Here is a 17,531-nt window from a genome sequence, read left to right as displayed (position 1 = left end):
AAACCGCGTGGTGGGGACAACGATTCCCCGGACGGTCGCGAGGACCCATGCAGCGCGGCTCAGGCCAGCGCGATGAGGTCCTTGTAGTCGGGCCCCCAGAAGTCCTCCACGCCGTCAGGGAGGAGCAGGATGCGCTCCGGCTCGAGCGCGTCGACGGCGCCCTCGTCGTGGGTGACGAGGACGACGGCGCCCTCGTACGTCGACAGCGCCCCGAGGATCTCGTCGCGCGAGGCCGGGTCGAGGTTGTTCGTCGGCTCGTCGAGGAGCAGCACGTTCGCGGAGGACACGACGAGCATCGCGAGGGACAGCCTGGTCTTCTCCCCGCCCGAGAGCACGCCGGCCGGCTTCTCGACGTCGTCCCCCGAGAAGAGGAAGGACCCGAGCACCTTGCGCACGTCGGTCTCGCCGAGCTCGGGAGCCGCCGACTTCATGTTCTGCAGGACGGTTCGCTCGACGTCGAGGTTCTCGTGCTCCTGGGCGTAGTAGCCCAGCTTGAGCCCGTGGCCGGGCTCGATCTGCCCGGTGTCCGGCGCGTCGACACCCGCGAGCATCCGCAGCAGGGTCGTCTTGCCGGCACCGTTGAGCCCGAGCACGACGACCTTGCTCCCCCGGTCGATGGCCAGGTCGACGTCGGTGAACACCTCGAGCGAGCCGTACGAGCGGGACAGTCCCGAGGCCCGCAGCGGCGTGCGACCGCACGCAGCGGGTTTGGGGAAGCGCAGCCTGGCGACCTTGTCGGCGGCCCGTTCCCCCTCGACGCCGGCGAGGAGACGCTCGGCCCGCTTCGCCATGTTCTGCGCGGCGGTCGCCTTGGTGGCCTTCGCCCGCATCTTGTCGGCCTGCGCGAGCAGGGCGCTGGCCTTCTTCTGGGCGTTGGCCAGCTCCCGCTTGCGGCGTCGCTCGTCCGTCTCGCGCGCCTGGAGGTAGGTCTTCCACCCGACGTTGTAGACGTCGAGGGCCGACCGGTTCGCGTCGAGGTGGTAGACCTTGTTGACGACCGCGCCGAGCAGGTCGACGTCGTGGCTGATGACGACGAGCCCGCCCTTGTACGTGCGCAGATACTCGCGCAGCCAGACGATCGAGTCGGCGTCGAGGTGGTTCGTCGGCTCGTCGAGCAGCAGCGTCTCCGCGCCGGAGAAGAGGATGCGGGACAGCTCCACGCGGCGTCGCTGGCCGCCGGACAGGGTGTGGAGGGCCTGCCCGAGGATGCGGTCCTCGAGGCTCAGCGCGCTGGCGATCGACGCCGCCTCCGACTCGGCCGCGTAGCCCCCGGCGGCCTCGAACTCGACCTCGAGCCGGGTGTACTGGCGCATCGCCTTCTCGCGCACGTCCTCGTCCTCGCTCGCCATGCGCTGCTCGGCATCGGCACGACGCCGGACGATCTCGTCGAGCCCGCGTGCGGACAGGATCCGGTCCCGCGCCCGCATGCCGAGGTCTCCCGTGCGCGGGTCCTGGGGCAGGTAGCCGACGGAGCCCGTCCGCGTGACCGTGCCGGCGGCCGGCTGTCCCTCCCCGGCGAGGACCTTCGTCAGGGTGGTCTTGCCGGCGCCGTTGCGCCCGACGAGGCCGACCCGGTCCCCGGCGTCGATGCGGAAGCTGGCGTCCTCGAGGAGCAGGCGCGCACCTGCGCGCAGCTCGATCCCGGTCGCGACGATCACGGCATCTTCCTTCCTGGTGCCGCACTTCGTCAGCGGCTGGATGACCCCTCCATTCTGCCAGTGGCGACGGGATGCTCTCGAATCGTTAACCCGCCCGCCGCCTCGCGGCAGCCCTCGCACGAGCACGTGCGCGTGGCGTGCATGGTGCCCGCGTTGCGCAGCGAGCCGGGCTGCCACAGCCCTTCGCGTATGCCGCTGGGCCAGCTCGTCGTCGGCAGCAGCGTCGGCACGGGGTCGGGGTCGCCGCTGCCGTCGTGGCAGCAGCGGCAGGTCGTGTAGCCGCGGTTCCGGGCGTCGTGCCAGTCCATGGGGTGCGCGCAGGACCGGCAGACGTGGGCGAGGACGCTCATCCCGTCCTGTCCGCACGGACCGGCATGAGCACGGACAGGCCTCCGTCCGAGCCGCGGACGGCGAGCGGGGCGATCGGCCCGTCGAGCACCAGGCTCGGGTCCCCGTCGACGGCGGCCAGCGCCTCGAGGAGGAACTCGCCGTTGACGTGCACCTCTGCCTCCGACCGACGCCCGACGACGTGAGCCACCCCGTCGACGTCGGCGAGACCCACTGCCCCCGGCGGGCCGTCACCTGACCGCCTGCCCATCGAGTCGAGCAGTGGCAGTGCATCGATGCCCTGGGCCAGCCGGGCCCGGTCCCAGTCGAGGATCCGCCGATAGTCGGGGAAGGCGCCCGGCACGCTCGGGGCTCGGAGCTCCGAGGCGCCGACGCGGGCGATGCAGACCGCCTCGCCGATCGCCAGGTGGACGGGTTGCCGACCAGCGGTGACGCCGACCTGCTCGAGCCAGTCCGGGGGCACGACGACCGACGCCGTCGCGGGATGCGGCACGAGTGGCGGTCCGATCGTCCGGGCGCCCTCCACGACGCCGACGGCGAGGCGGTAGCGGTCGGTCGCCACGAGGCGCAGCCCCTCTGGCCCTGCCTCGACGAGGACCCCGGCGAGGACGGCCAGGTCCTCGGCGGGCTCCTGGGCCACCGCGAACCGCACCGTGCGCAGCGCTCGGGACAGGTCGTGGCCGGACACCGTGACGTGCCGGGTGGGCTCTCCGTCTCCCAGCAGGTCCAACGTCCTCGCGATCTCCCGCCGGGCGTCCTGCAGGCCCTGCTCGAGCCGGGTCTCGTGGGCGACCACGACGTCCCGGGCGTCCCCCACCGAGCCACGCGCCCGGAGGTCGAGGACGACGGCGACCTCGCTCAGCGGCATACCGACCCGCCGGAGGCCCGCGACGAGCCGGGCGACGGGCACCTGGGCCTCCGAGTACCGGCGGTAGCCGGACGACGGGTCCACCCGCGCCGGCACGAGCAGGCCCTCGCGGTCGTAGAAGCGCAGGGAGCTCGCGGACAACCCACTGAGGCGGGCGAGCTCACCGATGGTCAGCAGTTCGGTCACGGCTCCAGCCTGAGGCTTCGACCCGGTTCAAGGTCAAGCGCACTGGTGCGGCTCCGGTAGCGTGGCCCAGCGTGACCGCCCCCATCACCGTCCGCGACATCACCGCGGAGGAGCACCTCCGCTGGCTGGAGGAGCAGCCGTCCGCCAGCTTCCTCCAGACCCCCGCGTGGGGCGACGTCAAGACCGACTGGCAGCACGGGTCCGTCGGGTGGTTCGAGGGGGACGTCCAGGTGGGCGCCGCCCTCGTGCTCTACCGGAGCCTGCCGAAGCTGCGCCGCTCCCTCGCCTACGTCCCCGAGGGTCCCTGCATCGACTGGGCCTCGCCGCGGCTCGTCGAGCTGCTGAAGGCCCTCCGCGACCACCTCAAGGCCAAGGGAGCGTTCGCCCTGCGACTGGGGCCGCCCGTTCCCACCCACCGATGGCACGCCCCGACGATCAAGGGGGCGATCAGCGACCCGACGACGACCCGCTACGACCAGGCGCCCCCGGACGTCGTCGAGCCCGTGGGCACCGCCGTCGTGGAGACGCTGCGCCGGTTGGGCTTCCGACACCTGTCCGCGGACGACGGCTTCCTCGCCGGCCAGCCCGAATACGTCTTCCAGGTGCCGCTCGCCGGCAAGTCCGAGGCCGAGCTGCTCGCCGGGATGAACCAGCTGTGGCGCCGCAACATCAAGAAGACCGAGAAGAACGGCGTCACCGTGCGCGTGGGCGAGGACACCGACCTTCCGGCGTTCCACCGCGTCTACCGCGAGACGGCCGAGCGCGACCGGTTCACACCGCGGGGTCTCGAGTACTTCGAGCGGATGTATCGCGTCATGTCGGCGGAGGACCCGCAGCGGATCCGCATCTACCTCGCCGAGCACGAGGGCGACGTCCTCGCCGCGACGATCTGGATCCGCGTCGGGCGGCACGCGTGGTACTCCTACGGCGCGTCCAGCGCGAGCAAGCGGGAGCTCCAGGGTTCCACGGCGATCCAGTGGCGCATGATGCGTGACGCCCTCGCGGCCGGGGCCGCGGTCTACGACCTGCGCGGCATCACCAACACGGTCGCCGAGGACAATCCGCACATCGGCCTCATCCGCTTCAAGGTCGGCACCGGGGGCGAGGCGGTCCGACTCGCGGGCGAGTGGGACCTCCCGCTCAATCGGGCCCTCTACACGGCGTTCGACCTCTACATGAGACGGAGGTGACGATGACCCTCACGCTGCACGTGGATGGTGCCCGGTGGCGGGCCGCTCAGGCCGCCGCGACGACCGCGTACCCCGACCTGGTCCCCGTCATCAAGGGCAACGGCTACGGCTTCGGACGCGACCTGCTCTGCGCCGAGGCGGGTCGGCTCGGCGTGCCGATGATCGCCGTCGGGACCTATGCAGAGGTCCCGGGCGCGCTCGGCGGCTTCGGCGGCGACGTCCTCGTCATGGAGCCGTTCCGCGCCCCGATCGACGCCGGCCTGCCGGACCTCGCGAACGATCGCCTCGTCCACACGATCACGGCGCGGGAGGACCTCGACGCGCTCCGGGGCATCAACCCGTCGGCGCGGACTGTCATCGAGGTGCTGACCTCGATGAACCGCTTCGGCGCGCCGGTGGCACGGGTCGCAGACCTCTTGGCCGCGGCAGGGGGCGAAGGGGTCACCCTGCACCTGCCGCTGGGCTCGGGGCACGTCGCCGAGATCGGCCGGGTCGTGGAGGCGCTCGCCGGCGTCCGTGCCTTCTTCGTCTCCCACACGACGTCCGCCGAGCTGGCCGAGCTGCGACGGCGCTTTCCCGACCATCGGTTCGCGGCGCGGGTGGGCACCGACCTGTGGCTCGCGGACCGCGGCGCCTACGAGGTGCGCGCCCACGTCCTCGACGTCCGACCGCTCGCGAAGGGGGCCCGGGTCGGCTACCGTCAGCGCCCCCAGCCGGGCGGGCACCTCCTCGTCGTCAGCGGAGGGACGTCGCACGGTGTGGCCATGGAGTCTCCCGCGGCGGCCGCCACCACCCGCGGTCGGGCGATAGCCGTGGCCGAGGGAGTCCTCGAGGCCGCACACCGGGTGCGTTCCCCCTTCACGGTCAGCGGCACGATGCCGCGGTTCGCCGAGCCGCCGCACATGCAGTGCAGCCTTCTCGTCCTGCCCGACGGGGTGGCACCGCCTCGCATCGGTGACACCGTGCCAGTGCGCATGCGCCTCACGACCGCCTACCCGGACGCGGTCGTCCTCACCTGAGCGGCGACACCACGCGCAGTGGGCACGTCGGACGATGTCCGCAGACTAGGGTTGTCGCAGTGACAGCCGGGACGTTCCCGGCCGGCAGGCCAGCAGGAGCATGACATGAGCTTCAACGAGAACGCCCGGCTCGACACGTCTCAGGTCGAGAGCGGTGGCGGCGGCTTCGGGCGTGGTGGCGGTGGGAGCTTCCCCGGCGGCATCCAGATCGGCGGCGGCATCGGCGGTCTCATCCTGCTCGTGCTCATGCTCATCTTCGGTGGTGGCAGCATCCTCGGTGGCGACTCGGGCGACACCGGCTCCGGAGGGCTGCCCTCCCAGCAGCTCCAGCCCGACCAGGTCTCGGCAGCCGGCCAGGTGCAGGACTCGGCCTTCGCCCAGTGCCAGACCGGCGCAGACGCCAACAAGGACGACGTCTGCCTCATCATCGCCACGGTCAACAGCGCGAACGACTACTGGGCCAAGACCCTGCCGAAGTACAACATGAACTACGAGATGGCCCGCACGGTCATCTACGAGGGCCAGGTCCAGTCCGGCTGCGGCACGGCGAGCGCCCAGGTGGGCCCCTTCTACTGTCCCCTGGACTCCAAGGTCTACATCGATGCGAGCTTCTTCCAGGAGCTGCAGAGCAAGTTCGGGGCCGACGGCGGGCAGCTGGCGAAGGAGTACGTCATCGCCCACGAGTACGGCCACCACGTGCAGAACCTCCTCGGCATCCTCAACCGCGCCCAGCAGGACCCACAGGGCCCCAACTCCGGCGCCGTGCGCATCGAGCTGATGGCTGACTGCCTCGCCGGGACCTGGGTCAAGCACGCCACGGAGACCACTGATGCCAGCGGCACCCCGCTGCTCCAGCCGATCACCGAGGACGACATCGACTCGGCGCTCTCGGCTGCCGCGGCCGTCGGTGACGACCGCATCCAGGAGAAGGTCCAGGGCCGGGTCACCCCGGAGAACTGGACGCACGGCTCGGCCGAGGCGCGGATGAGCTGGTTCCTCCAGGGCTGGCGGACGGGCGACATCAACCAGTGCAACACCTTCGGCGTGGAGTCCGTCAGCTGACTCTGACGTCCGTCGCGGCCCCTCGGGGCCTGCAGGCGCTCAGCCGGCGTCCGGGGTGCCCTGTGGCCGCGCCAGCGCCGCCTGGATCTGCCGACTCCTCAGGAGGAAGGCAACCTCGTCCAGCCGCTTGCGGCGCATCCAGGCGGTGACCTCCTCGTTGCACTTGCTCGCGTTGCAGGAGCCGCACGCGGGCGCGACGTTGTCGAGCGTGTAGCGACCGCCCCGCGAGATGGGCAGCACGCAGTCGCGTTGCAGCGGGACGCCGACCGCGCCGCAGTAGGCGCAGCCACCCCACGCGGCCTGGAGCCGGGCCCACTGCTCGTCGGTGAGGTCGTGGTGGCCCCGCGCCAGCCGCCGGGTGCGCCGCCGGGCACTCCTGGCCCGTCGACTCCGGTCGCCCTGCCGCTTGCCTGGCACGGGAACAGGCTACGGCCCGCCCCGACAGATCCCGGGGAGGCGTCGCCTGTGGCGTGTAGCCGGGTCAGGCCGGGCGCGGCAGTCCCGGGATCAGCACCGGCCCGCTGATCTGGCGCTGTGTGGTCGATATTTCAGCCAAACAGCCAGGGCTCGGCCACACGGCCCGGTTCCGCCCTGCGCGAGCACGCTTGCCGCGCGCACGGGTCGGGCCTAGCCCGGGGTCGGGGCGGCTTCGGCCTCGTCTGGCTCGGTGAGCTCGATGCGGTAGGCCCTGCCGCGACGCAGTGCGGACTCGAGCACGTCGCGTCGCGGGTCGCCGAGGTCGTAGAGCTCCCGCATCGGTAGGCCGCGGAGGGCGCGGAGGGCCGGCGCCCCCAGCACCTCGCGAACGAGGGCGCGGTCGCCGCCGACGACGAGGCCCTTCGGAACGCCGTCTGCGTCCTTGCGGGGCGACTCGTCGTCACCCAGCAGAATGCGCCGGGCATGCGTGACGACGGCGCCGACGAGCTCGTCGGCCTGCTTGCCACGGCGCCGGGCGAACCGTTGCTGGGACCACCCGCCGGCGGCCGTGCGGGACTGGACGTGGCGGGTGCTCACCTTGGTGGCGGTGAGGCGCGAGCCCACGGCCAGGCCCACGGCATACCCGCCACGCCTGACGAGGACGACTCCGAGCGGGTCGTGGCCGAAGGGCGTCGCGACCACGGCGGCCCCGTCCGCAGCCCGGGCCCGGACGACGACGCCACCCGCGGTGTCCTCGCGAGTGGCGTCGTAGGGACCATGGCGCTCGCCGAAGCCTGCCAGCCACCGGTCGAACCGGTCCGGGTCGACCTCGATGACGCGGGCCACCGTCGGGGCGCGACGGTCAGAGGTTGAATCCGAGGGCGCGCAGCTGCTCGCGCCCGTCCTCGGTGATCTTGTCGGGGCCCCATGGCGGCATCCACACCCAGTTGATCCGGTGCGAGGCGACGAGGCCCTCGAGCGCCTGGGCGGTCTGGTCCTCGATGACGTCGGTCAGCGGGCACGCCGCCGACGTCAGGGTCATGTCGATGACGGCGTGCGACTGCGAGTCCACGGTGATGCCGTAGACGAGGCCGAGGTCGACGACGTTGATGCCGAGCTCGGGGTCGACGACGTCGCGCATCGCCTCCTCGACGTCCGCGACGTTGACAGGGGTGGTCTGGGCGGTCATGACTGCGCTCCCGTGGTCGTGGTCTCTGGCTGGGTGGAGGGTGACGTGGCGCCTGCCCCTGAAGCGGGCGCGGAAGGGCTCGCGGAGGCGCCGGTGCCGGGCCGGCTGATGTCCTGCCCGGCACGCGCCAGCGCATCGGTGAAGGCGGTCCAGCCGAGCAGGGCACACTTGACGCGCGCCGGGTACTTGGCGACACCTGCGAAGGCGACACCGTCTCCGATGGTCTCCTCGTCGCCGGAGGCCGTCCCCTTGGAGGTGAGCATCGTGCGCATCGCCTCGACGGTGACGAGGGCTTCCGAGACGGGGCGGCCGATGACCTCATCCGCGAGGACCGAGGACGAGGCGACCGAGATCGAGCACCCCTTGGCGTCGTAGGAGACGTCTGCGACGACCGGCTCGTCGGCGGACCCGGCGATGGCGACCCGGAGGGTGACCTCGTCGCCGCAGGTCGGGTTGAGGTGGTGCACCTCGGCGGAGTAGGGCTCGCGGAGCCCGGCATGGTGCGGCCGTTTCGAGTGCTCGAGGATGATCTCCTGGTAGAGGTCCATGTCAGCTCGCCTTCGCTGGGGTCGTCACGTCGAGTCCGAAGATGACCGGAACGCGGTCGAGCGCCTCGAGCAGGGCGGCGACCTCCTCGCGCGTCGAGTGGACAGCGAACGAGGCGCGGGTCGTCGCAGCCGCGTCCACCGCGCGGTGGAGCGGCCACGCGCAGTGGTGCCCGACACGAACGGCGACCCCCGCGTCGTCGAGGATCTGGCCGACGTCGTGGGCGTGGACGCCGTCGACGACGAAAGCGACCGCGCCGCCCCGTGGCACGCCTGGCGGCGGGCCGACCACCCGCACCCACGGGCGTTCGGCGAGGCCGGCCATCAGCTCGTCGACCAGTGCTGCCTCGTGGTCGTGGATACGCTCGATACCGATCTGCTCGATCCAGCGGACCGCGGCGGCGAGGCCGACGGCCTGGGCGGCATTGGGCACTCCGGCCTCGAACTTCTGCGGCGCGGGGGCCCACGTCGAGCGCTCCATGGTGACGAGCTCGATCATCGAGCCCCCCGTGAGGAACGGAGGCATGACCTCGAGGAGCTCCGCGCGGCCCCAGAGGACCCCGATGCCCATGGGGCCATACATCTTGTGTCCGCTGAAGGCGATGAAGTCGGCCCCGAGCGTCCTCACGTCGACCGGCAGGTGCGGGACCGACTGGCAGGCGTCGACGACGACGAGGGCACCCACGGCATGAGCGCGCTCGGCCAGGTCGGTCACGGGGTTGATCGTGCCGAGGACGTTGGACACGTGGGTGACCGCGAGGACCTTGGTGCGTGCCGTGAGCAGGGACGCGAGGTCGCTGAGGTCGAGCGCACCATCCGCACCCACCGGGATCCAGCGCAGGGTGGCACCGGTGCGTCGAGCGAGCTCCTGCCAGGGCACGAGGTTGGCGTGGTGCTCCATCTCCGTGACGAGGATCTCGTCGCCCTGACCGAGGACGAAGCGCTCGTCCTTGGGCTCGTCTGACGGGGAGGCGTTGGAGAAGGCGTAGGCGACGAGGTTGAGCGCCTCGGTCGCGTTCTTCGTGAAGACGATCTCGTCAGGCGGCGCACCGACGAAGCCGGCGATCGTCTCGCGGGCCGCCTCGTAGTCGTCGGTCGCCTCCTCGGCGAGCTGGTGCGCGCCACGGTGGACGGCGGCGTTGTGCTGCTCGTAGAAGGACCGCTCCGCGTCCAGCACCGCAGTCGGCTTGTGCGAGGTGGCCCCCGAGTCGAGGTAGACGAGGGGGCGGCCGTCGCGCACCGTGCGCGAGAGGATGGGGAAGTCGCGGCGGATGGCGGCGACCTCCTCATCCGTGAGGGCGCGGAGGTGCGGCGTGGCGGCGGAGCGCATGGGAACCCGTCCCTCTCAGGCGGTGTCGGCGACGGCGGCCGCCGCGTAACGGTCGTAGCCCTCGTCCTCGAGGCGGTCGGCGAGCTCGGGACCGCCCTCCTCGACGAACCGTCCGTCGACGAAGACGTGGACGAAGTCGGGCTTGATGTAGCGCAGGATGCGGGTGTAGTGCGTGATGAGCAGGACGCCACAGGACGTCGTCTCGACGGCGCGGTTGACGCCCTCGGACACGACCTTGAGGGCATCGACGTCGAGACCGGAGTCGGTCTCGTCGAGGATGGCGATCTTCGGGCGGAGCAGCTGCATCTGCAGGATCTCGTGGCGCTTCTTCTCGCCGCCGGAGAAGCCCTCGTTGACGTTGCGCTCGGCGAAGGCCGGGTCGATGCGGAGGTCGGTCATCGCGCCCTTCATGTCCTTGACCCACGTGCGCAGCTTCGGAGCCTCGCCGTCGATGGCGGTCTTGGCGGTGCGCAGGAAGTTGCTCACCGTGACGCCGGGGACCTCGACGGGGTACTGCATCGCGAGGAAGAGCCCCGCGCGGGCCCGCTCGTCGACGGACATCGCGAGGACGTCCTCGCCGTCCAGGGTCACCGTGCCGCCGGTGACGGTGTACTTCGGGTGACCGGCGATGCTGTAGGCGAGGGTTGACTTGCCGGAACCGTTGGGCCCCATGATCGCGTGCGTCTCCCCCGACTTCACGGTGAGGTCGACCCCGCGCAGGATCTCCTTGGGGCCGTCCTCGGTCTCCACCGAGACGGTGAGTCCCTTGATCTCGAGCGTGCTCATCTGGGTCAGTTCTCCTTGGTGCTGTCGGTGTCGGTCGTGCTGTCGGGCGTCGACCTGTCGGGCGTCGACGAGCCCGTGCTGGTGCCCGAAGTCGGGTTCGTGGGCGCCGCGTAGGCGGTCGAGGCAAGCTCCTCCTCGATCGCCGCGGTGACCTCGTCGCGCAAGTCGGCGAGCGGGATCTCCCGGACGATGTCGGCGAAGAAGCCGCGGACGACGAGACGCTTGGCCTCGTCCTCGGCGATGCCGCGCGACTGGAGGTAGAACAGCTGAAGGTCGTCGAATCGCCCTGTGGCAGAGGCGTGCCCGGCGCCTTCGATCTCCCCGGTCTCGATCTCGAGGTTGGGCACCGAGTCGGCCCGGGCCCCGTCGGTGAGGATGAGGTTGCGGTTGAGCTCGTAGGTGTCGGTGCCCTCGGCGGCAGCGCGGATGAGCGCGTCACCGACCCACACCGTGCGGGAGGTCTCGCCCTGGAGGGCCCCCTTGTAGGTGACGAGGCTCTTGCAGTGCGGCGCGTTGTGGTCGACGAACGACCGGTGCTCGAGATGCTGCCCGGAGTCGGCGAAGTACACGCCGAGCAGGGTCGCGTCTCCCCCGGGGCCGGCGTAGCGCACGTTGGCGTTGAGCCGGACGATCTCGCCACCGAGCGTCACGGAGATGTGCCGGTAGGTCGCGTCGCGACCCACGAGGGCGTCGTGCTGAGCGAGATGCATCGCGTCGTCCGCCCACCGCTGGCCGGCCACGACGGTCAGGTCGGAGGCGTCGCCCGTGACCACGGAGACGAGCTCGGTGAGCCGGCCGTGGCCCTGGTGGTCGATGACCACGGTGGCGCGCGAGTGATGGCCGGCCCGGACGACGACGTGCGCGTACGTGGGCGACTCGCCCCGTCCGGTGCCGTCGAGGCGGAGGCGGGCGGGCTCGGGGGGCTCTGCCTCGGCCGCGACGTCGACGAGCAGGACCTCGGCCGCGCCGGCGGCGGCGACGGCAGCCGCGCGGTCCTGCGGGGGAAGGATCCCCAGGCCGCGGGCCTCGTCCGCGGTGATGACGCTGGTCGTGACGCCCGGGGGCAGGTCGAGCACCCAGTCGAGCGCTGCGCTCGAGCCCTCCGCGAGCAGTGCGCCGAGCTTCTTCACCGGGGTGAAGCGCCACTCCTCCTCGCGCCCCTTCGGGACGGGGAAGTCCGCGAGGTCGAACGAGGCGGTGCGCTCGGCCCGGGACTGCTCAGGCACGAAGGCTCCGGCGGGGTCGACGTGCGTCTTCCCCGTGCGTGTCGCGATCGCGTCGGCGGACTCGGCAAGCGTGTCGGCAACGGTCATCAGCCGACGGCTCCTTCCATCTGGAGTTCGATGAGGCGGTTGAGCTCGAGGGCGTACTCCATCGGCAGCTCACGAGCGATCGGCTCGATGAAGCCGCGAACGATCATGGCCATGGCCTCGTCCTCGGCCATGCCTCGGGACATGAGGTAGAAGAGCTGGTCCTCGGAGACCTTCGAGACGGTGGCCTCGTGACCCATGGACACGTCGTCCTCGCGGATGTCGACGTAGGGGTACGTGTCGGAGCGGCTGATCGTGTCGACGAGCAGGGCATCGCAGCGCACCGTCGAGGCCGAGTGCGACGCCCCCTCGAGCACCTGGACGAGGCCGCGGTAGGACGCCCGTCCGCCGCCGCGCGCGACCGACTTGCTGACGATCGAGCTCTTCGTGTTGGGGGCGGCGTGGACCATCTTCGAGCCGGTGTCCTGGTGCTGGCCCTCGCCGGCGAAGGCGATCGAGAGCGTCTCGCCCTTGGCGTGCTCGCCCATGAGGAACACCGCCGGGTACTTCATCGTCACCTTGGAGCCGATGTTGCCGTCGACCCACTCCATCGTCGCGCCCTCCTCGCACGTGGCGCGCTTGGTGACGAGGTTGTAGACGTTGTTGGACCAGTTCTGGATCGTCGTGTAGCGGACGCGGGCGTTCTTCTTGACGATGATCTCGACGACGGCGGAGTGGAGCGAGTCCGACTTGTAGATCGGGGCGGTGCAGCCCTCGACGTAGTGGACGTACGAGCCCTCGTCGGCGATGATCAGCGTCCGCTCGAACTGGCCCATGTTCTCGGTGTTGATCCGGAAGTAGGCCTGCAGCGGGATGTCGACGTGGACGCCCGGGGGCACGTAGATGAACGAGCCGCCCGACCACACGGCCGTGTTGAGCGAGGCGAACTTGTTGTCACCGGCGGGGATCACCGTCGTGAAGTGCTCGCGGAAGAGGTCCTCGTGCTCCTTGAGCGCGGTGTCGGTGTCGAGGAAGATGACGCCCTTCTCCTCGAGGTCCTCGCGGATCTGGTGGTAGACGACCTCCGACTCGTACTGCGCGGCGACACCGGCGACGAGCCGCTGCTTCTCGGCCTCGGGGATGCCCAGGCGGTCGTAGGTGTTCTTGATCTCCTCGGGCAGCTCGTCCCACGTCGTGGCCTGCTTCTCCGTGGACTTGACGAAGTACTTGATGTTCTGGAAGTCGATCCCCGTCAGGTCGGAGCCCCAGGCCGGCATCGGCTTCTTGCCGAAGAGGGAGAGTCCCTTGAGCCGCAGCTTGAGCATCCACTCCGGTTCGTTCTTGCGCGTGGAGATGTCGCGCACGACCTCCTCGTTCAGTCCACGCCGGGCCGAGGTGCCGGCAGCGTCGGAGTCGGCCCAGCCGTACTCGTAGCGCCCGATGTCCTTCAGGCCCGGGTTGAGCTCTTCGATGTGGGTCGTCATGAACGGGACCTTTCCTTGGTGGGTTCGTTCGAGCTGGGCGTATGCCGCTGGGCCGGCTGCCCGAGATCCGTTCCCCCGGATCGGGGCACCCTCTCGTCAACACGCTCTGCCTCCGGACTCTTCCGGACGACGTGCGCGGGGACGAAGGTCGTGCACACGTGGTGCCCACCGGCGAGGGTGGCCAGCCGCTGCACGTGCACGCCGAGGAGGCGCGAGAACGCATCCGTCTCGGCCTCACAGAAGGCCGGGAACTGCTCCGCCGCGTGCTGCACGGGGCAATGGCCCTGGCAGAGCTGGACACCCGCCAGCGCCCCGGCCCCGACGGGACGCGCCGAGGCCGCGTAGCCGTCGCGGCTGAGCAGGTCGACGAGGGTCTCGGCCCGTGCGGCCGGGTCGTTGCCCACGGAGGCCAGCTCAGCGGCATACCGCTCCTCGAGCACACCCACGCGGCTGCGGGCGAAGTCGGCGACGGCCTGGGGGCCGGCGTGCTCGGCGAGGTAGCGCAGGACCTCGAGGGCAAGGGAGTCGTAGTCGGCCTCGAGCGCCTCGTGTCCCGCCTCGGAGACGACGTAGGCACGGGCGGGACGGCCACGGCCGCGGCGGACGCCGGTCGGCTCGTGCTCGACGACGGCCCCCTGCTCGACGAGGGCGTCGAGGTGGCGGCGCACTGCGGCGGGGGTCAGGTCGAGGTGGCGGCCGAGCTCGGCAGCGGTGATCGGTCCCTCGGCGGAGACCATGTGCAGGACCCGGGAGCGCGTGCGTGACTCGAGGGGCGACCCGAGGTCGCCCTCCCTCGCCAGGGTCGGCACGTGCTCAGCGAAAAACACCACACCATTGTGACGTAATTGGTCCCCGACCTTCCAGTAAGGCGACCCTTACCCTGCCGACGGCGGGTTCAAGGGCTCGTCGCCCTCCTCCATGGCCAGCTCGCCCTCGATGACCGGCTCTGCCTCCACCGGCATGATGACCGACGGCAGCCGCGTCCTCGGAGGGGCGACGGAGTCGGGGCCGAACCACCGTCGACGCAGCGGTGCGGTGGCCCAGCCGAGCGGCGACGTGAGGACGTAGCCGTAGGCGATGACGATCCCCGTCACGCCGGGTGCCAGCACGAGGCCGAGGACGATGGCCGCGACGAACCCGATCGTCAGGGGCAGGCGCTCGGTCGAGATGAGCCCGCGGAAGGAACGGAACCGGAACGAGGTCGCCATGAGCACGGCCGGCACGACGCCGGCGGCGATCGGCAGCAGCGGACCCTCCAACGGCTGGTCGATGGCGAACACCGTGGCGATGACGACGCCGGCCGCCCCCGGGCTGGCGAGCCCGATGAAGTAGCGCTTGTCGGCGAGCGGGTCGATCGTCACGTTGAAGCGGGCCAGGCGGTAGGCCGCGGACGCGAGCCAGAACATCGCCCCGGTCCAGGCCCACTGGGGGTACGACGGCAGTGCCCACGTGTAGACGAGCACTGCAGGGGCGATGCCGAAGGAGACGAGGTCCGCGAGCGAGTCGAACTGGAGGCCGAAGGGGGTGATCGCGCCGACGGCCCGCGCGACCGCGCCGTCGGCGATGTCGAGGACGATGGACACGGCGATGAGCACAGCGGCGACGCGGAACTTGTCCTGGAACGCCATGAGGACCGAGGAGAAGCCGCAGATCATGTTGCCGAGCGTGAAGAGGCTGGGGAGCATGACCTTGGCCCGGACCCGCGGGTTGAGCCGGCTCAGGGGAACGACTCGAGCACCGGTCTGCGAGACGAGTCGCCAGCCCCGGACGACCCGGCGACGCGCCCTGGCCGTGCGCGGACGCGACGCCCCGTCCGCCTCGGTCATGCGGGGGCCTGCCCGGGGACGGCCGACGCCGACGGGAAGCGGCCGAGCACCGTCTCACCGGCGACGGCGCGACGGCCCTTCGACACCTCGAGGACGACCTCGGGTGGCAGGAAGACGTCCATGCGGGAGCCGAACTTCATCAGGCCGATGCGCTCGCCGGTCGCCACGTCGTCGCCCGCGTGGATCCGGGTGACGATGCGCCGGGCCAGCTGGCCCACGAGCTGCCGGTAGACGACCCGCCGCGGAGCGCCCGCGACGAGGCGTTCGACGACGATCTCGCTCCGCTCGTTCTTCGTGGCGCTCGCGGCGCGATAGGCGGCGAGGAAGCGACCGGGGACGTGGGTGACGCTGACGACGCGACCGCCGTACGGCGAGCGGTTGATGTGCACGTCGAGCAGCGAGAGGAAGATGCTGACCTGCTGCCACTCCCCCTCCGGGGCGACGCCGTCCTGGGCGGGGCCTGCGTGCACCACCATGCCGTCCGCAGGGGCGAGGACGACGTCGGGGTCCGTGACCGGCGCACGGTCCGGCGTCCGGTCGGGGTCGCGGAAGAACAGGGTGACCCCCGCGGTGAGCAGTCCGAGGGCGAGCGCCGTGCGGGGCCGACGGCCCAGGGCGGCGAGGAGGGTGGGGGCAGCCGCCACGGCGGTGAACGGTCTGGCGGCGGGGTCGATCTTCACGGGGGCGTCTCCGGGCAGGGTGGGGGCGGATGCGGTCGGTGACCAGTTTCGGGCCGCGAGTGGGGGCGGCCCCGCCCGAGCCTAGACTCATCCACCATGACGGAGGCCACGCGCGAGGTGCCACGTGACACATCGGCAGTGACCCTGGTGGACCTCCACCGCAGCTACGGGGCCGTCCGCGCTCTGGACGGGCTGTCGTGGCGCGCCCCGGCCGGCCGGATCACTGCGGTCCTCGGTCCCAACGGTGCCGGGAAGACGACCGCGATCGAGTGCGCGGTCGGGCTCGGCCGACCGGACCGGGGCGAGGTGCGCGTGGCGGGCGTCGACCCGGCGACCGCCGACGCCGACCACCGGGCCCGCGTCGGCGTCATGCTCCAGAGCGGCGGCCTACCCGGAGGAAGCAAGCCGATGCGGCTGCTCGAGCACCTCAGCCGGCTCTATGCGGCGCCCGCCGAGGTCGCGGAGACGGCCCGAAGGCTCGGCGTCGTCGACTTCGCCGGAACGACCATCCGGCGCCTCTCCGGCGGGCAGAAGCAGCGCCTGGCGCTCGCAGCCGCGCTGCTGGGCCGCCCGGAGGTCCTCTTCCTCGACGAGCCGGCCGCCGGCCTCGACCCGCACGGCCGCCTCGAGGTCTGGGACATCATCCGCTCGTTGCGTGACGCGGGCACGACGGTGGTCGTCACGACCCACTCGTTCGAGGAGGCCGAGCGGCTCGCCGACCACCTCGTCATCATGAACTCCGGTCGCACCGTCGCCGAGGGCACGCTCGCCGAGGTCACGAGGGGTCGCCCGCTCGAAGAGGTCTACTTCGAGCTGACGACGAGGGGGCGGGCATGAGCACGCTCGACGCGGGCAGGCGGACGCCTGGCGCGCGGTCCTCGAGCGGCCCCGCCGCGCCGCCTCGCCAGCGCATCCTGGCCCAGGCCCGCTTCGAGGCCGGCACCCTCCTGCGCAATGGCGAGCAGCTGCTCGTCTCCATCCTCCTGCCCGCGATCGTCCTCGTCGGGCTGAGCCTGACGACGACCCCGTCCCTCGGGCCGGGTGACCGCGTCGACGTCGCCGTGCCCGGGGTCCTGGCCCTCTCCGTCGTCTCGTCGGCCTTCACCTCACAGGCGATCGCGACCGGCTTCGACCGGCGCTACGGCGTCCTCCGCTACCTCGGAGTGACGCCCCTCGGCCGTTCCGGCCTCGTCGCCGCGAAGGTCGTGGCCACCTTGGCCATCGTCGTGCTCCAGATCCTCGTGCTCGGCGGGCTCGGGCTGGTTCTCGGGTGGCGTCCTGAGCTCTCCGGGATCCTGCCGGCCGTGGCCTTCCTCGCCCTCGGCACGTGGGCGTTCGTCGCGCTCGCCCTCCTCGTGGGCGGGACGCTGCGGGCCGAGGCCGTGCTGGCGCTCGCGAACCTCCTCTGGGTGCTCTTCCTCGCCGTGGGCGGCCTCGTCGTTCCGCGGACGCAGCTTCCCGACGCACTGACCGGCCCGGTGGCGCTGCTTCCCTCGGCGGGCCTCGGGGACGGCCTGCGCTCGGCGCTCGTCGACGGCGCGGTGAACCCGCTCGCCCTCCTCGTCGTCCTCGGGTGGGCGGGCGCAGCGACACTCCTCGCAGCGCGGCTGTTCCGATTCGACGACTGACTGCGTGAGACTGGGCAACGCGACAGCGGGACCCAACCCTGACGCAGCACTGACTCAGCACTGAC

At 71.5% G+C, this 17,531-nt stretch carries 18 protein-coding genes; 5 read left to right on the top strand and 13 right to left on the bottom strand.

What is annotated here, in order from left to right; translation table 11 throughout:
* Positions 1–59 precede the first annotated feature (59 nt).
* Both LOY02_RS01500 and LOY02_RS01495 read right to left on the bottom strand, forming a co-directional pair.
* The gene (locus tag LOY02_RS01500; RefSeq protein ID WP_317180547.1) at positions 60–1,658 is read right to left on the bottom strand and encodes an ABC-F family ATP-binding cassette domain-containing protein; all 1,599 of its coding nucleotides are present in this window, start codon (positions 1,656–1,658) and stop codon (positions 60–62) included.
* Between the two features lie 346 nt (positions 1,659–2,004).
* Positions 2,005–3,060 carry a MerR family transcriptional regulator gene (locus tag LOY02_RS01495; protein WP_317180546.1) on the bottom strand — a complete coding sequence of 352 codons (1,056 nt, stop codon included), beginning with the start codon at positions 3,058–3,060 and terminating at the stop codon, positions 2,005–2,007.
* A gap of 71 nt (positions 3,061–3,131) precedes the next feature.
* Here LOY02_RS01495 and LOY02_RS01490 point away from each other — a divergent pair, with 71 nt between their 5' ends.
* The 3 genes from LOY02_RS01490 (at position 3,132) to LOY02_RS01480 (ending at position 6,331) form a co-directional block, all read left to right on the top strand.
* A complete protein-coding gene (locus LOY02_RS01490) occupies positions 3,132–4,250 on the top strand; it encodes a lipid II:glycine glycyltransferase FemX (RefSeq protein WP_317180545.1) in 1,119 nt (372 codons plus the stop codon).
* Between the two features lie 2 nt (positions 4,251–4,252).
* The gene (locus tag LOY02_RS01485) at positions 4,253–5,269 is read left to right on the top strand and encodes an alanine racemase (RefSeq protein ID WP_317180544.1); all 1,017 of its coding nucleotides are present in this window, start codon (positions 4,253–4,255) and stop codon (positions 5,267–5,269) included.
* 105 nt (positions 5,270–5,374) lie between these two features.
* The gene (locus LOY02_RS01480) at positions 5,375–6,331 is read left to right on the top strand and encodes a neutral zinc metallopeptidase (protein WP_317180543.1); all 957 of its coding nucleotides are present in this window, start codon (positions 5,375–5,377) and stop codon (positions 6,329–6,331) included.
* A 39-nt stretch (positions 6,332–6,370) separates the two neighbouring features.
* On the opposite strand, the gene LOY02_RS01475 is transcribed toward LOY02_RS01480, so the two are convergent.
* The 11 genes from LOY02_RS01475 to LOY02_RS01425 all read right to left on the bottom strand — a co-directional run bounded on the left by LOY02_RS01475 (position 6,371) and on the right by LOY02_RS01425 (position 15,838).
* The gene (locus LOY02_RS01475) at positions 6,371–6,748 is read right to left on the bottom strand and encodes an HNH endonuclease signature motif containing protein (RefSeq protein WP_317180542.1); all 378 of its coding nucleotides are present in this window, start codon (positions 6,746–6,748) and stop codon (positions 6,371–6,373) included.
* A 210-nt stretch (positions 6,749–6,958) separates the two neighbouring features.
* Entirely contained in the window at positions 6,959–7,594 is a 636-nt protein-coding gene (locus tag LOY02_RS01470) for an acVLRF1 family peptidyl-tRNA hydrolase (protein ID WP_317180541.1), read from the bottom strand.
* Between the two features lie 16 nt (positions 7,595–7,610).
* Positions 7,611–7,937 carry a metal-sulfur cluster assembly factor gene (locus LOY02_RS01465; protein WP_317180540.1) on the bottom strand — a complete coding sequence of 109 codons (327 nt, stop codon included), beginning with the start codon at positions 7,935–7,937 and terminating at the stop codon, positions 7,611–7,613.
* On the bottom strand, positions 7,934–8,485 hold the full coding sequence (gene sufU, locus LOY02_RS01460) for a Fe-S cluster assembly sulfur transfer protein SufU (RefSeq protein ID WP_317180539.1): 552 nt from the start codon (positions 8,483–8,485) through the stop codon (positions 7,934–7,936). The genes LOY02_RS01465 and sufU overlap by 4 nt, the downstream gene beginning before the upstream one ends.
* Position 8,486: 1 nt before the next feature.
* Positions 8,487–9,812 carry a SufS family cysteine desulfurase gene (locus tag LOY02_RS01455; protein ID WP_317180538.1) on the bottom strand — a complete coding sequence of 442 codons (1,326 nt, stop codon included), beginning with the start codon at positions 9,810–9,812 and terminating at the stop codon, positions 8,487–8,489.
* Between the two features lie 15 nt (positions 9,813–9,827).
* The gene (sufC, locus tag LOY02_RS01450; protein WP_317180537.1) at positions 9,828–10,598 is read right to left on the bottom strand and encodes a Fe-S cluster assembly ATPase SufC; all 771 of its coding nucleotides are present in this window, start codon (positions 10,596–10,598) and stop codon (positions 9,828–9,830) included.
* Between the two features lie 5 nt (positions 10,599–10,603).
* Positions 10,604–11,911, bottom strand: a complete 1,308-nt coding sequence (gene sufD / locus LOY02_RS01445) for a Fe-S cluster assembly protein SufD (RefSeq protein WP_317180536.1) — start codon at positions 11,909–11,911, stop codon at positions 10,604–10,606.
* Positions 11,911–13,332, bottom strand: a complete 1,422-nt coding sequence (gene sufB, locus LOY02_RS01440) for a Fe-S cluster assembly protein SufB (protein ID WP_317180535.1) — start codon at positions 13,330–13,332, stop codon at positions 11,911–11,913. Before sufB ends, sufD begins: the two co-directional genes overlap by 1 nt.
* Positions 13,329–14,159: a helix-turn-helix transcriptional regulator gene (locus LOY02_RS01435; RefSeq protein WP_317180534.1), complete on the bottom strand. Its 831-nt coding sequence runs from the start codon at positions 14,157–14,159 to the stop codon at positions 13,329–13,331. The genes sufB and LOY02_RS01435 overlap by 4 nt, the downstream gene beginning before the upstream one ends.
* Before the next feature lie 48 nt (positions 14,160–14,207).
* Positions 14,208–15,158, bottom strand: a complete 951-nt coding sequence (locus tag LOY02_RS01430; protein WP_317180533.1) for a phosphatidylcholine/phosphatidylserine synthase — start codon at positions 15,156–15,158, stop codon at positions 14,208–14,210.
* The gene (locus LOY02_RS01425) at positions 15,155–15,838 is read right to left on the bottom strand and encodes a phosphatidylserine decarboxylase (RefSeq protein WP_317180532.1); all 684 of its coding nucleotides are present in this window, start codon (positions 15,836–15,838) and stop codon (positions 15,155–15,157) included. The genes LOY02_RS01430 and LOY02_RS01425 overlap by 4 nt, the downstream gene beginning before the upstream one ends.
* A gap of 96 nt (positions 15,839–15,934) precedes the next feature.
* Here LOY02_RS01425 and LOY02_RS01420 point away from each other — a divergent pair, with 96 nt between their 5' ends.
* Positions 15,935–16,675, top strand: a complete 741-nt coding sequence (locus LOY02_RS01420) for an ABC transporter ATP-binding protein (RefSeq protein ID WP_317180531.1) — start codon at positions 15,935–15,937, stop codon at positions 16,673–16,675.
* The gene (locus LOY02_RS01415) at positions 16,672–17,466 is read left to right on the top strand and encodes an ABC transporter permease (RefSeq protein WP_317180530.1); all 795 of its coding nucleotides are present in this window, start codon (positions 16,672–16,674) and stop codon (positions 17,464–17,466) included. Before LOY02_RS01420 ends, LOY02_RS01415 begins: the two co-directional genes overlap by 4 nt.
* The last annotated feature ends 65 nt before the right edge of the window (positions 17,467–17,531 follow it).

The sequence above is a fragment of the Intrasporangium sp. genome (genome assembly GCF_032907665.1).
Classification (GTDB): domain Bacteria; phylum Actinomycetota; class Actinomycetes; order Actinomycetales; family Dermatophilaceae; genus Intrasporangium.
The sequence above is the reverse complement of the archived record's forward strand: the minus strand, read 5'-3'. Positions and strand labels throughout refer to the sequence as shown.

Excerpts from the sequence above, each read along its gene's own strand:
- LOY02_RS01485 (WP_317180544.1), top strand. The coding sequence starts at position 4,253 with ATGACCCTCACGCTGCACGTGGATGGTGCCCGGTGGCGGGCCGCTCAG.
- LOY02_RS01465 (WP_317180540.1), bottom strand. The coding sequence starts at position 7,937 with ATGACCGCCCAGACCACCCCTGTCAACGTCGCGGACGTCGAGGAGGCG.
- LOY02_RS01455 (WP_317180538.1), bottom strand. The coding sequence starts at position 9,812 with ATGCGCTCCGCCGCCACGCCGCACCTCCGCGCCCTCACGGATGAGGAG.
- sufU (WP_317180539.1), bottom strand. The coding sequence starts at position 8,485 with ATGGACCTCTACCAGGAGATCATCCTCGAGCACTCGAAACGGCCGCAC.
- sufC (WP_317180537.1), bottom strand. The coding sequence starts at position 10,598 with ATGAGCACGCTCGAGATCAAGGGACTCACCGTCTCGGTGGAGACCGAG.
- sufB (WP_317180535.1), bottom strand. The coding sequence starts at position 13,332 with ATGACGACCCACATCGAAGAGCTCAACCCGGGCCTGAAGGACATCGGG.
- LOY02_RS01430 (WP_317180533.1), bottom strand. The coding sequence starts at position 15,158 with ATGACCGAGGCGGACGGGGCGTCGCGTCCGCGCACGGCCAGGGCGCGT.
- LOY02_RS01480 (WP_317180543.1), top strand. The coding sequence starts at position 5,375 with ATGAGCTTCAACGAGAACGCCCGGCTCGACACGTCTCAGGTCGAGAGC.
- sufD (WP_317180536.1), bottom strand. The coding sequence starts at position 11,911 with ATGACCGTTGCCGACACGCTTGCCGAGTCCGCCGACGCGATCGCGACA.
- LOY02_RS01420 (WP_317180531.1), top strand. The coding sequence starts at position 15,935 with ATGACGGAGGCCACGCGCGAGGTGCCACGTGACACATCGGCAGTGACC.
- LOY02_RS01415 (WP_317180530.1), top strand. The coding sequence starts at position 16,672 with ATGAGCACGCTCGACGCGGGCAGGCGGACGCCTGGCGCGCGGTCCTCG.